Origin of the sequence: Streptomyces sp. NPDC088116 (genome assembly GCF_044741745.1) — a bacterium.
Lineage (GTDB): Bacteria > Actinomycetota > Actinomycetes > Streptomycetales > Streptomycetaceae > Streptomyces.
In genome coordinates this window covers 406737-420506 of record NZ_JBIUTF010000002.1, presented here as the reverse complement: position 1 = coordinate 420506, position 13770 = coordinate 406737, and the positions used below count along the sequence as shown (strand labels likewise).

At 72.3% G+C, this 13770-nt stretch carries 8 protein-coding genes and 1 tRNA gene; 3 read left to right on the top strand and 6 right to left on the bottom strand.

Going from position 1 to position 13770, the window contains the following annotated elements; genetic code table 11:
* Nucleotides 1-58: 58 nt before the first annotated feature.
* On the bottom strand, nucleotides 59-1648 hold the full coding sequence (locus tag ACIOJD_RS08210; protein ID WP_401911630.1) for a dynamin family protein: 1590 nt from the start codon (nucleotides 1646-1648) through the stop codon (nucleotides 59-61).
* Nucleotides 1649-1959: 311 nt separating this feature from the next.
* Here ACIOJD_RS08210 and ACIOJD_RS08205 point away from each other — a divergent pair.
* A tRNA-Arg gene (locus ACIOJD_RS08205) sits at nucleotides 1960-2032 on the top strand.
* Between the two features lie 928 nt (nucleotides 2033-2960).
* Nucleotides 2961-3782 (top strand): endo alpha-1,4 polygalactosaminidase, encoded by an 822-nt coding sequence (locus tag ACIOJD_RS08200; protein ID WP_401909724.1) that lies wholly within the window; start codon nucleotides 2961-2963, stop codon nucleotides 3780-3782.
* A gap of 93 nt (nucleotides 3783-3875) precedes the next feature.
* On the opposite strand, the gene ACIOJD_RS08195 is transcribed toward ACIOJD_RS08200, so the two are convergent.
* The 3 genes from ACIOJD_RS08195 to ACIOJD_RS08185 all read right to left on the bottom strand — a co-directional run bounded on the left by ACIOJD_RS08195 (nucleotide 3876) and on the right by ACIOJD_RS08185 (nucleotide 9938).
* Complete coding sequence (locus ACIOJD_RS08195; RefSeq protein ID WP_401909722.1) at nucleotides 3876-5252, bottom strand: RICIN domain-containing protein; 1377 nt, start codon at nucleotides 5250-5252, stop codon at nucleotides 3876-3878.
* 97 nt (nucleotides 5253-5349) lie between these two features.
* On the bottom strand, nucleotides 5350-9027 hold the full coding sequence (locus ACIOJD_RS08190; RefSeq protein WP_401909719.1) for a hypothetical protein: 3678 nt from the start codon (nucleotides 9025-9027) through the stop codon (nucleotides 5350-5352).
* A complete protein-coding gene (locus ACIOJD_RS08185) occupies nucleotides 9024-9938 on the bottom strand; it encodes a type VII secretion system-associated protein (protein WP_401909716.1) in 915 nt (304 codons plus the stop codon). The genes ACIOJD_RS08190 and ACIOJD_RS08185 overlap by 4 nt, the downstream gene beginning before the upstream one ends.
* 663 nt (nucleotides 9939-10601) lie before the next feature.
* Between ACIOJD_RS08185 and ACIOJD_RS08180 the strand changes: the two genes are divergently transcribed.
* Complete coding sequence (locus ACIOJD_RS08180) at nucleotides 10602-11948, top strand: RICIN domain-containing protein (RefSeq protein ID WP_401909714.1); 1347 nt, start codon at nucleotides 10602-10604, stop codon at nucleotides 11946-11948.
* A gap of 69 nt (nucleotides 11949-12017) precedes the next feature.
* Here the strand turns inward: ACIOJD_RS08180 and ACIOJD_RS08175 are convergent, their stop codons facing one another.
* Entirely contained in the window at nucleotides 12018-12923 is a 906-nt protein-coding gene (locus tag ACIOJD_RS08175; protein ID WP_401909711.1) for a type VII secretion system-associated protein, read from the bottom strand.
* Nucleotides 12924-12998: 75 nt separating this feature from the next.
* Entirely contained in the window at nucleotides 12999-13757 is a 759-nt protein-coding gene (locus ACIOJD_RS08170) for a type VII secretion system-associated protein (protein WP_401909709.1), read from the bottom strand.
* Nucleotides 13758-13770 lie beyond the last annotated feature (13 nt).

Sequence of the window (13770 nt, the reverse complement as noted above, 5' to 3'; positions counted from 1 at the left end):
ACGGAAATCCTGTCCGGCACGGGCGTCTCGGGTGTCTCGGGTGTCTCGGGCATCTCGGTCACCTCTCCTTCTGCACCATGGACAGCGCGGCGATCAGCTCGCCCTGCGGCTCCGGGGTCACCTCAAGCGCGTCGAGGGGCGCCAGCCGCCGGTCGCGCTCCCCGTGCAGCACTCGGTCGATGTACGTCGTCACCAGCTCGCCGCCCCGGTCGCGCAGCCGCACCGCCGCCTGCACTCCGATCCGCTCCGCGAGCCGCTCACCGGCCAGCCGCGCCCGCCGGCCGCCGAGCAGGGCCGCCGCGAGGAGCGCGGCCACCGTCTCGGAGTCGGGCGCGGCGTTCCGCTCCAGCTGCCGCACCTCCTCCTCGGCCAGCTCCTCCAGCACCCGGCGCCAGCGGCGGACGGCCATCCCGACCCGTTCCGCCGACTCGGCGTCCAGGCCCGAGACGTCGACCGCTCCGGACGCCGGTTCGCGCTGCCACACCTCCACGACCCGCTCGTCGGCGGCGGCTACCGCGCACTGCAACAGCGCGCCCAGGCTCTCCACCAGCGAATCGAGCAGTTCCCGCGCCGAGCTGTCCCTCGGGTAGCCGCGCCAGCGCGTCCGCGCGTCCCCGGCGAGCACCGCGCCCCGCTGAAGCTGCCGCCGTACCCGTTCCCCCTCGGCCGCGTAGGCCTCCTCCACCGTGCCCGTCAGCCGTACGGACGCGGCGTACTGCGCGGCCACCGCCCCGGCCAGCTCCGGCATCCGTACGTTCAGCGAGTGGATGACCCCGGCCGCGGTACGCGCCACGGCCTGTTGCCGGGCCGCCGGATCCTGCACGCGGTGCGCGAGCCAGGCGAGCAGCGGCGCGACGGCGGTGGTGGGCAGCAGCCCCCTCCCGGCGCCCGCGGACTCGGGCAGTTCGGGAATGGTGAACCGCGGGACGTCGCCGAGCCCGGCCCGCCTGAGCAGCGCCCCGTACTGCCGCGACACCTCGTCGATCACCTGGTGCGGCACCCGGTCGAGTACGGTCACCAGCGACGCGTCGTACTCCTTGGCGGTACGCAGGAGATGCCACGGCACGGCGTCCGCGTACCGTGAGGCCGTGGTCACCATCACCCACACGTCCGCGGCGCAGATCAACTCGGCGGCCAGCAGCCGGTTGTCCACGACGAGCGAGTCGATGTCGGGGGCGTCGAGCAGCGCGAGCCCGCGCGGCAGGGAGGAAGCGGTGTCGATACGGAGCTCGTCCTTCTCGGCGCCTTCCGAACCCGGCCCCCCGTCCTCCTCCTGCTGCGGCAGCCATACGCGCGTGAGATGGGGCAGTACCCGCATTCCCGCGAACCAATGGTGGTCCTCGGGGTGACACACCAGTACAGGCGTGCGCGTGGTGGGCCGCAACACCCCCGCCTCACTGACCCGGCGCCCCACAAGGGAGTTGACGAGCGTGGACTTTCCCGCACCGGTGGATCCGCCGACGACCGCGAGCAAGGGCGCTTCGGGGTCCCTGAGTCTGGGAAGCAGATAGTCGTCGAGCTGTGCGAGCAGCTCGGCCCTCGTCTGCCGGGCCCGGGGCGCCCCGGTGAGCGGCAGTGGAAGACGCACGGCGGCGACACGGTCGCGCAGTGCGGAGAGTGCGTCGATCAGCTGGGGCCGTACATCCAAGGTCACCACATGCGAAGAATGCCCAATTTTGGAGCCTTTTTGAAGCGTATGGACATCCCTGCGCGCCGGTCAACCACACAGGACAGACGGGACGAGTGGGGCACAGGCATAACGAGTGCACAACACCCGGGGCGTGAGAGGCCAAAAGCGATGCGTGAATCGCACCCGCCTGCGATTATCGGTTCGCTTCACTGAACCTCCACATCGTGCCACGCACGTGAAGCAACCGGGTCAAGGTGATCGGAGCTTTATCCTTGTCCCCGGCAGGCCACGGAGCCCCACCGGGACTCCAGGCCACCGAGGCCACATCGGCCCCCGTAGCTCAGTGGATAGAGCAGGCGCCTTCTAAGCGCTTGGCCGCAGGTTCGAGTCCTGCCGGGGGCGCTTCTACGCGCGGTGCGAGACCCTCCTTCGGGAGGGCCTCGCACCGGCCGGACGGTACACATCTGATCTTCCGGGGTGGTTCGCCCCCATGTGTCGCCGGGCGGATCGGCCGGGCGGCCGCTCGCGCGTCCTCGGCGGCATGGGACATGAGAGCCGCGCACGCGAACGGCGCCGCACCTGTGGAGCGGCTCCGCGGGCTCACCACCGGGGCCGGGACCGGTGGTCCCGATGGGCCGGCCATGGCCATCCGACTGATGCGCACGGCCATTTGCGAGGGCGATTCCGAGGGGATTCCGAGGGGATTCCGAGGCGATTCGGAAGCGCTTTGGGATGCGCTTTGGGATGCGCTGATGCGCTTTGGAAGCGAGTGGCCCGCGGCGGACAATTGCCGGTCCGGGATCCTCACCACGGAGCACCGGTCAAGGTACGAACGCAGCCGGAAGACCGGTCGAATTACCTTCGGCGCAGTCGATATACCGGTCAACTCGCCCAGGCCGCTGGGCGTATGCCCGACCGCCACCGCGCCGTTGCGGCCTGGTCCGGGTGCGCGGCCCGGCGCGGTGCGCACGCGGATCGCGCTCGGGGCGCGCTCGGGGCGCCACCTCCCAGGGAGCCTCAACTGCCCGCGCACGACGCTCGGTTTCAGCGTATTGCGAGCATCGTCCTGCGGGAAAGAGTGCAACTTACCCTTGTTATGGGTGGTTTCACGTATCAAATGCACCGCGGATTCGCGCGGTCCGGGCAACTTCGATTCATTGACACCGGGTACTCCACTCGCTTTACTCCATGGAACGCCGGAGTTGAGCACTCGGCGGCAGCGGTACGCCCAGCCGGTAAGCAGCCCGTGGGCCGCGAGCCCGGACAAAGTCGCCAGGACCGTTTCCGGTCCGAGGCGGGGACGTACCCTCTCATCTTCTGGAGTTCGAAGGTGCCTAGCAAGCGTGTCCGATCCCGTCGTCTCACCGCCGCCGCTGCGGTCCTCGCGGCAGCGGTTATCACGCCGCTGTTCGCCGCCTCCACCGCCGGTGCGGCGGCACAGGCCGTGACCCTGCCGCCGGTTCACGAGGGGTTCGACTATCAGATCGGCGGGGCCTACGCGCCGCCGGCCGGAGTGGGGGTGGTCAGCCGCGACCACGAGGCTTCTCCGGCGGCCGGGCTGTACAACATCTGTTACGTCAACGCTTTCCAGGCGCAGGAAGGCGCCGAGAGCGAGTGGGACTCCGACCTGCTGCTGCGGGACTCGTCCGGGGAGATCGTGTACGACGGCGGCTGGGGAGAGGCCCTGCTGGACATCCGTACGGCCGCCAAGCGGGACCGGATCGCCGCGAAGGTGAAGACCTGGATCGACGGCTGCGCGGGCAAGAAGTTCAATGCCGTGGAGCCCGACAACCTCGACAGCTACGACCGGTCCGAGGGCCTGATCAGCGAGGCCAACGCCAAGGCGTTCATCAAGTCGCTCTCCTCCTACGCCCATGGGAAGGGCCTGGCGATGGCGCAGAAGAACACCGCGAACTTCTCCACCGCGCGCGCGGAGACCGGGCTCGACTTCGCGGTCGCCGAGGAGTGCGGTGAGTGGGACGAATGCGGTGATTACACCGAGGGATTCGGCGACAACGTCATCGTGATCGAGTACCAGGAGTCCGCCTTCAAGAAGACGTGCTCCGAGTTCGGCAGTCGGCTGAGCGTCGTTCTGCGCGATGTGAATGTCACCACTCCCGGCAACAGTCAGTACGTGCGCAAGACCTGCTGACAAGGCCAAGTCGGCCCGGTGTACCCCCGTCGGACGGGTACACCGGGCCGCGTCGGCATCGGGGCCGGGGCCGGAACAGTCGGAACTGTCGGCTCAGGCGAAGGTCCAGCGGTCGTCGTCGGCGCTGGTGTCCTCACACCGACCGAGGTCGAGCGGGACATCGTTGCGGCGGTCCGCCTTCCCCTTCACGTTCAGGCACAGGCCGTCGCTGACGAAATTGCGGATCCAGTACGTACCGTCCGGCCTCGGGTCGAGCCACCACCGCTGATTGTCGTTGTCCAGATCGCACGCGTACTGCTGGGCCCGGGTCATCCCCGGTGTGGCACCGCGACCGGGCAGATCCAGGCAGAGGCCGTCCTTGCTGTTGCGGATCTGGAAGAGAGCGGCCCCCTGGGGACCGCCGTCCTTGTCGCTGACCAGCAGGTCCCACAGCTGGTTGTCGGCGTCCGTGCCGTTGCAGGGGTACTGGTTGACGCGGGTCTCGTTCGCTCCCTTACCGAAGCCGGGAACGTCGGCGCACAGGCCGGTCGTCGCGTTCTTCAGCAGGACCTTGGAGGCGCTGGAAGCGGCGTTGGCCTTCTGGCGGAGAACCTCGGCGGCCGTCGGCCCCTTCTTCTCCGTGTTCTTCTTCGTGGGGGACGGGGCGGCAGGCGGGGGCGCCTTCACGGTGTTGCTCGGCTTGACCGTCCGTGAGGGCGAGGGGGACGGCGACTCGCTCGTGTAGTCGCCTTGAGGGCTCTGGGACCGGGCGGTGTCCAGGACCGTGTCGCCCGCCTGGTCGATCCGGTCGTTACGGGTCGGCTCGTCGTCGTTCCGGACCAGCATGACGACCGGGAGCGCGATCAGTATCGTCCCGATGATCGCCGCGGCGGCCAGCATCGGCTTCTTGGGACCGCCCGGGGGCGTATGGCCTCCGGTGGCCGAACCGGCCCCGCCGCCACGCGCCTCCGCGACGGCTCCGTCGGCGGCCGAACCCGTGGTGGCCGAGGACGCGGAGGCTGAGGACGCGGAGGACGCTGCGGCGCCGGAGGAGGACGCAGCTGCGCCTGATGCCGCGGAAGCCGGCGCCGAGGAGGCTTCCTCAGCCGCCGAATCCGCTCGCCCCGCCGCCTCCGCGCCGGACCGGGAGGTCGGCTCGTCGCTCTCCCGGCCGTCACTCTCCCGGCCGTCGCTCTTCGGGTGCTCGTCCTTCGAGACCTCGCTCTCCCGGTCGGCGGTCTTCGGCTCCCGCTGGACCGAATCGCCCGATCGGACCGGGGACGGTGCGTCCGCGGCGGCCGACGCGCCCTCCGACGAGCTTCCCGTATCCGCCGCGGCCGGATCACCGCCCCGCCGGGGACCACCCGGCGCCAAGTCGTTGCCCGGATCCCCGGCCGCCCCCGACACCGTCACCGCCCGGCGGACCGTCACCTCGGACGTACTCGACGTCACCGACGGCGTGTTGGCGGAAGGGTCTTGCGGACGAGCCATTTCAGCCCCCTCATTCCTTGTGCTTCATGTCATCGAAAAGGACGCTGGTGTCCTCTCGAAGGGCGCTGGTGTCCTCTCAAAGGACGCTGGTGTCCTCTCACGGTCCGGTGCCGATCGGCCCGGCGCAGCGTTGCGGCCACTGGCCGGTGCCCACCTCGGCGGAGCGACCCCGTACGGCTTCGTCGAGCCGGGCCAGCGCGGCACGGTCCGCGTCGAGATCACGTTCGGTGCCTGTGTGGGGACCGGTCAGTTCCCGCAGGAAGATCTGTACGGGGGCGTCGTCGGGCCGGACGTCCAGAACCTGGAAAAGGGTGCCCGGGGCGAAGACCACTTCCTCGGCGCCCCGACCGGCGCGGAGCAATTGCCGTACACGCCGGCCGGTGGCCGACCAGATGACGTAACAGGCACCCGGCGTCGTGGTCGCGTTCGCGGGGTCGAGCGGCACCGCGCTCACCAGGGCGGGATCGCGAAGCATCGTCCCGGGGCGCGGGCCGTCGGCACCGCCCGGAACGGGCCCGGCGCCGGTGCCACGCAGTGTTGCGCCCCGGTAGGACGGCAGCCTGTTCAGCGCCGACGCCACGCACGCCGCGTACGGCAGCATCGCGTCCTCGTACTCGCGCAGCGCCCGCGTCACCGCGCCATGGCTCAACGGGCCCTCCGCCGTGTGCAGATAGAGCCGCAGAGCGATCAGGTCGGCGCGGGCGGCCTCCTGTTCCTTGCCACGCAGGGCGGGCATACGGGCGAGCGACTGGGCCACGGCCGCGCCGTGCCGGTCCCACTCCGCCTCGGCGAGCGCCCGGAAGGCGTTCCGTTCGGCATCGGTACTCCGATGCCCCGGGCCGAGCGGGGCGGGGGCGAACGGAGCCTGGACACGGGCTCCGGGGCCGGACGACGGTCGAGCCGGATCGGTTCCGGCCCGTGCGGTCGCGGCTCGCGCAGCCGTGGTCCGGGAAGCCGCGGCCGGTCCGGCGGACGTCGATGCGGACGAGGACGGGCCGGGGCCGGTGCTCGGAGCGGTGTCCGGGCTGGGCCCGGTGGCCGGGGAATCGGTATCCGGCACCGTCCGTATACGTGCTGGGGCCGGGAACGAGGCCCCGTCCGGTTCGCCGGGGCCGGCCGACCGCACGGCGGGCTTCTCGGGGACACCCTCGCGCCCGGTGGATCGGCGCTCCCGCGCGGGAGCCGGAGCGGCCTCGGGAGCCGGAGCCGTCTCAGGAGCCTGAGCCGTCTCGGGACGCGGAGCCGTCTCAGTCACCGCGGCGGGAGTCGAATCGGGTTCCGGGGACCGAGGCCGGGTCGCGGGCCCGGGTATGGAGCCCGGGGCGGATTCCGGCCCGGCACCTGGCTGTTGACCCAGTGGTCGGCCGGACGTGGCCCCGGCGGTCGCGCCGGAAGCCGGCCGCCGTACGGGTGTCGAGCCGTGCCCCGCCTCACCCGCCACGGACGTTCCACCGGCCGTACGCATCGGTCCGGGCACCGTCGTGGGCTTCTGGCCCTCCGGCTCCCCCGCTGCCCCACGCGGCCGGGCGGGCCCGGCGGACGTGCGGCTCGCGGCCGGACCCGGCTCACCGGAACCCGGCACAGGGGTCGACCGTGTGTCGGGCCCCGCGTTCGGCATCGAGTCCGGTGCCGTCCTCGGCCGGCCCTGCGGCGCCCTCGGTGCCGGACAGCCGTCGGTGGCCTGATCCGGCCGGGATCCGGTCACCGGACCAGCACCGGCACCGGTACCGGAACTCGCGCTCGCACCGGCATTGGCACTGGCACTGGCACTGGCACCAGGAGCAGCCTCCGGGCGTGTCCGTGGACCAGCCGTCGCACCGGCCTCGGCACCGGGACCGGCGCCGGTCGCCGGACGTGCGTCCGCCGAGTTCGGCGCGGGAGCCACGGGGCGACGCGTCTCGTCGGCCCGCTCCGGAGCGGACTGTCCCGGGGATACGGACTGTCCCGGGGATACGGGCCGCCCCAGGGATACGGGCCGCCCCGGGGATACGGGCCGCCCCGGCAAGGCGGGCCCTCCCGAAACGGCTGCCGCCCCCGGCGCCACGGCCCGTCCCTGCCCGGAAGCCGTCGCCGGACCGTCCGCCCGTACGCGACCCTCCGCACCCACCGGGCCATCCGCCCGTACGTGGCCTTCCCTACGCACCGGGCCCCCGGCCCGTACCTGGCCTTCCGCACCCACCGGACCGTCCGCCCGCACGCGACCCTCCGCACCCACCGGACCCCCGGCCCGTACCTGGCCTCCGGCCTCTTCCCGCGCCCCGGGCCCGGTCCGCCCCGGGACCGCGGACCGTGCCGCGTCCGCGCCCCTGGCCACGGGTGCGGCCGACGCGTAACGGATGGTCCGCAGCCCGAACCGCGCGGCCAGGCGGCGCAGTTCACGGCCGCCGTCCATGGCGATGCCGTGGACCTGCAAGGTGGCGCGCTCGCGCAGGTCCGCCGCCAGGGCGTCCAGCAGTCCCGACAGGGCCGGTGCCAGGGAGGCGTCCATCCGCTCGCCGGGAACACCCACCTCGACGACCGGACCGTCGGAACTGACCTTGCGTGTCGTATGGGAGAGGCCGGGGCCTCCGCGCGGGCCGACCCACAGGCCCGCCCTGGTCACCGTGACCTGCCACCGGTCGTCCAGGACCACCACGCCCTCCTCCGGGCGGGCGTGGCCGCGCAGCGGCGGGGACCATCGCAACAGCCTGGGGGCGGGCGGCTGTTCGCCGCCGCGGGCCGGGCTGCACAGGACGGCGTCCACGAACGGCAGCCATCGGGGCGCGCTGTCGGGACCGACCAGGACGGACCGTACGGAGTACGCGCCCATCGGGCCGCCGGAGGCGCTGAGCGGCAGACCGGTCAGCACCTCCACCTCGGTGTCCAGCTGATCGGACACCGACTGGCCCAGCGGCAGCAGATCGCGCAGACCTCCGGGGGCCAGCCGTACGCGGGACCTCACCGGCTCGGGCAGGGCGGCGAGCACACCGGCGACCTCCGCCACCGAGACGTCCTCGCCATAGGGCACACCGACCACCACGGCCAGACGCTCGGAATCGACCGGTACCGCGTGGTACAGGTCCCCCGGCCGCGACGCGGCGGCCTCGGCGGGCCGTACCAGCAGCCCCGCCGGGATCTGTTCGACCACGGATCCGCCGTCCGTCCTCGACGGCACGCCACGCAACGCCGTCTGCCATGGCGGCGCGGGGCTGCGCGGTCCCAGCGGCTCCGGATTCTCCCCCGGCGCGAACCGCCACCAGCCGCTGCCGACTCCCGACCCGGCGGAGGCGCCCGACCCGGCCGAGGCGGACGGTACGAAGAGCGAGCCGCCGGGCACGACCACGGCGGGCCCGTCCGGCGCCTCCACCTCCAGCCGCCAGGCGTCGGCGATCCGGCGCGCCGTGGCGGGCCGGTCCTTGGTGTCGTGCCCGGCGCCGGCCATGACCAGTTGTACGGTCTCGGTGCCCGATTCCCGCAGGGAGTCGAGCAGTTCACCGAGCCGGGGCCAGAAGGCGGCGGACGTCACGCCCTCGGTGCCCGCGATCACGGTCACGGTCCCGTCGTCGGAGTACAGCCCACGGGCCAGATCGGTGACATCGGCCGGGCTCAGCGTCTCGTCCGACGGCGAACGGAGCAGCAGCAGACCGTCGTAGTCCTCGACCAGGACGGCCTCGGCCGCCCGGTCACCGGCCGGTCCGTCCCGGTCCGCAGGCACGGCCACGGTCCGCTCACGCCCCGTCGAGCCGGAGGGCCGGCCGCCGCGACGCCGGGTGAAGGCACTGCCCCACCGTGTCACGGCCGGCTCCTCCCGTCGGCGGGAGCCTGCGCGGTCTCAGCAGGATCCGCGGGCGCGGTCGGCCCCGGAAAGCTGATCGGATCCGGAAAGCCGATCGGCTCCGGAAGGTCAAGCGTCTGCGGCACATCGGCCGGCTCCGGGAGGTCGAGGGCCTCCGCCGGTGAACCGTCGGCCGCCGGGTCCGCCACCCGTACCGCCTGGATGTGCGGCGCCCTCTCCTCGCCCGGCTCGCTCACGCTCGTCGGCCGCGGCTCGCCGCGCTTCTGGGCCTCGATCTCCTCGACCAGCGCCTCGGTCTCCATCACCATGCCCGCGGGCCCGGTCGGGTTGACGTAGAGGGAATGCCCGTCGGCAAGCTGCCCGACCAGGTCGGCCACCGGTATGAGCCGGGCCGCGAACGCACCGACGACGCGGTAGTACGCGGGCGAGGTGAAGACGGGGACCACCGGTCGGCCCTCCGACGACCGTACGGCCAGCGGCTCGCCGTCGGGGCCGGTGAGCACCGCGGCCTTGGCGGCGGCCAGCGTACGGAGGACCTCGTCGGCGGGGCCGTACCCCGTGGCCGCGCGCTGGATGGCGGACTCGACCGGGTCGGTGGGCTCCGGCCAGCCGAGGGCTTCCGGTGAGGGGCGGTAGTCCTCGTTGTCCGCCCACTGGGTGATCTCACCCGTGGAATCCGTGCGCCAGCGGCCGGGAACCGCCCAGTCCGGCGGCACTCCGTCGCCGGACCAGGCGGGGTCGGGCACGCTCACCCACTGGTCGGGAAGGAGCCGGGCGGCCTCGATGACTTCCTGGGGCGGTTCGGGCATCGGTTCGCCGGCAGCGACACCGGCGGTCCGCGCCACCGCGGGAGCGGCGCCCGGGAAGGAGTGTTCGTCGCGCTCACTCACCGGCACGCCCTCCAGCAGCACGAGACGTGTTCCACACCTGAGAAGTCACCTTTCACAGTTGGCAGTCTGATGGGGCAGACCACTGTCTGATGGAGCAGACCACTGAACGAGGGCTCCGTCCGATTGCCTGACAGCGTGCGCCGGATGAATACCGAGCGACCAGGGAGGCCGGGCCCCGACAGAGGCGACGGTGCCCCTCCTCCGAGGAACCCGGCACGGCCGAATATCCTGAAGGTGCGTCAGGCCCTCGTTCCCCGCCTGCGGCCGATCCTCCCGGAGGACGGCCTGTGTAGGCTGATCGAGGGTCAACGGTATCCCGAACTCCTGGATTTCCACTGTGGCGGTCATCTCGTCTGGACCAATGAGGCGCACTGTACCGGGAGGGCGTCCCTCCGTACCCTCCGGTCCCACCCCCGTAACCTCCGGTCCCTCCGCCCCCATCCGTTCCGGCCTCCCGCCCGGCCCGTGCACCGCACGAACGGGCCCGGGGCGCCCGGCTCCTGATCACGACCCGGGCGCATCACGTCGGCCGCGGCGGTGGAACCGCTCACCGAGCGGGGTCGTCTTCCCCATGCCGGTGAGACCCGTACACACCCCTGTAGGCCCTACGCACGCCCATCACCACGATCCCTCCAACTGCCCCCAGTGCCACGGGCTCCACGCCGTGGCCACGAGGAGAACCTCATGCCCGACGAGCAGCAGGCCTCAGGCGCCCCGGCGCCGCGCGGCCGGACCAGCGCCGATTCCTCAGCCGAGGAATCGGCCGCCGGGAACAAGAGCGAGAGAGAAAGCGAGACGACGAAGGAGCGGGAACCCTCGCCGGGTCCGGCGAAATTCAGCGCCTCGGTGCGTGTCGGCGAAGGCACCGCGAGCGACGCCGGATCGCCGGGAAGCACCTCCCGTACCGCCACGTCCGACGGCGCCGGCACGGTAAGCACCACATCGGGCGCCACGTCCGGCACCGCCTCCAGCGCCGGGAGCGAGGAGTCGGCCTCCGGCGGGCGCGCCGAAACGGCCGCCGCGGCCGATGCCCCGGCCACGAGCGCCTCCTCCAAGACCGGCGCCTCCACCAAGGCCGGTGCCTCTGCCGCCTCCGCGGTCACCACCGACAGCGACGCCGCCCCGCGCGGTTCGGCGAAGGCGGCCACCGGGACCGCTGCCTCCGGCGGCACCGCCTCCGCCGCCGACCCGGGCGTTCCCGGACGCCCCAGGAAGCCCATGCTCGCCGGCGCGGCCATAGCGGGGGCCATCCTCGTCTCCGTACCGCTGCTGCTCCTGGGTACCAACTCCGATGACGACCGCAAGGAGAACACCTCTTCGTCGAGCGCGGCCGACACCGTCCTCGGGGACGACGAGCAGCGCAAGGCTGGCGTGTTCGTCGCGGAGTCCCCGTCCCCCACGAAGAGCCCGGTCGCCAAGAAGACGACCAAGGCTCCCGAACCCCCGAAGGCGCAGCCGCCCGCCGCCACGACGTCCCCGAGCCCCTCGGCCTCGGAGAAGAAGGAGTCGAAGCCCAAGCGCAAGGCGGTGGTCAAGGCGGACACCGGCGGGATGCCGTCCGTGGTGACCAGCGTGCTGGTCAAGAACTGGACGAACAAGACCTGCGCCGACATACCCGGCTTCAGCAAGGGCGTCAACGACGGTCCCGTCCACCAGTCGGCGTGCAACAGCAACACGGACGACAACCAGCTGTGGAACCTGGAGCGGAAGCTGCCCAAGGCCGGGCCTGGAGGCAAGGACCTCTTCGTCATCCGGAACGTCATGGACGGTCTCTGCATGGACCTGCCCGACTACGGGTCCGTGGGGGTGGCGACAAGGGTCACGGAGTACCCCTGCAACGGCACGACCGCCGACAACCAGCTGTGGTGGCTCGACCCGCGGCCGGACGGTACGTACTGGGTCCGGAACTTCGCCAGCAATCAGCAGTGCCTGGACTCGCAGTCGGCGAACGACAAGAACCGCGAGCTGATCATCTACCCGTGCGCCGCCGAGAACTTCAACAACCACCAGTGGTACTTCCCCCGCAAGTGAGGCACCACCCGGGGTTCTGACAGGACGTGACCCGTGGCCCCGGCGTTCTCCGCCGGGGCCACGGGCGTATCAGTTCTCTTCCGCCGTCCCGGGCCCGGGACGCTTCCGCTCCTCCGCTGTCCCGTCGCCGGTACCGGATCCGTCGTCCGTCTTCCCGGGCGTCGGCCACTGCTCGTCCGTCACGAAGTCGGGCCAGCCTTCGACCGACCCGAGGTCCGGCAGATCCGCGATGCCCTCGGGCGGGCCACCGGCAGGCGCGGACGCGGACGCGGGCGGCCACTCGTCGAAGGCCCCCTCCGCCTCGTACTGCTCCAGTTCGGCCTTGCCCGCCCGCAGCGCGCTCGCCGTGACAAGCTGCCCGACCGGAGCGGAGGAGCTGAGGAACAGCACCTCCTTCCCTTCCGGCAACCGGTCCAGGAGATCGGGCACGAACATCACCTCGTGCGGAGGCAGTTTGTCCTCCTCCAGCTCCGGTGATGTCGAGAAGACGGGCACGGCCTCCGTACCGTCCTCCGCTTCGGTCACCGCCAGGCCGCCGGTCTCATCGACGCATACGGCCACCTCGGCGTCGGCGAGCATCAGGGCGAACAGCTCCTCCGAGGCGTATCCGGTGGCGACCAGTTGTACGGCGGCGTCCACCGGGCCGACCGGTGGGGCCCAGCCGTGCGCGTCGGGTGAGGGACGGTACTCGGTGTTCACCTCCCACTCGACGATCTCCCCGTTCTCGTCGCTGCGCCAGCGCCCGAGGGTCGCCCACGCGGGCGTGGGTTCGCCCTCGTCACCGCTCCAGTGCCGGTCGATGACGGACAGCCAGTGGTTGGGGGCCACCTTGGCGGCCTTTACGTAGTCCTCGGGCGGCTCCCGGAAACCCTCCTGGCCCTTGAGCACGGCGGACGGGCCGCCTTGGACCTCGGAGGGGCCCGCCTCGGCGGTGTTCTCAGGCTCGTGGTCCGGGGGACCGGAAGGGCTCGTCATGGGAGGTAACTCCATCGGTGTGCGATGTGCGATGTGCGGTGCGGGGTTCGATGAGCGGTGCGGGGTGCGCCGCGGTCAGTTGTCGAGGCCGGGGGCCGGATCCTGGCCGCGGGCGCCGGCGGAGGGCTCGGCGACCGGACGCTTCGGCACCTCCGCGCCACCGGCCGTCGAGGAGCGCGAGGGGGCTGACGGCCTTTCGGATTCCTTCCCGTCCCGCGCCTCCCGGGCCGCCGCTTCGACCGCCTGACGCAAGGCGTCGCTCTCGACGGTCATACCGACCGGTCCGGAGGGGTTGAGGTAGAGCACATGGCCTTCCGGTATCCGGTCCACCACCTGGGTAACGGGCGTCAGTTCGTAGCCGAAGCGCCCGGCCGCGTGCAGGTACGTGGGAGACGTGAAGACGGGCACCACCGACGCCCCGTCGGGCGAGGTGGCCGACAACGGGACGCCGCCGGGGCCGAGGAGGAGGGCGACCTCCGCCACGGCAAGCGCCCGCGGCACCGCCTCACCCGGACCGTAACCGGTGGCCGCGAGCTGGACCGCCTCGTCCACCGCGTCGGTCGGCGCGGGCCAGCCGAGCGCCTGGGGCGAGGGGCGGTACTCCTCGTTGGCGCGCCACTCCTCGATCTCCCCGTCCAGGCCGGACCGCCACTGGCCCACCACCGCCCAGTCCGGCGGTTCGCCCTCGCCGGACCACGCGGGGTCGACCATGCCCAGCCAGTGGTCGGGGGCGAGCCGGGCGGCTTCCTCGATCTCCGCGGGGACCGGCGGCGCGGTGTCGTCGGCGGGCCCGGCCTCGGCGGTGGGCGCTCCGGCGGCGGTGTTGTCGTTCATGAGCTCCTCGCTG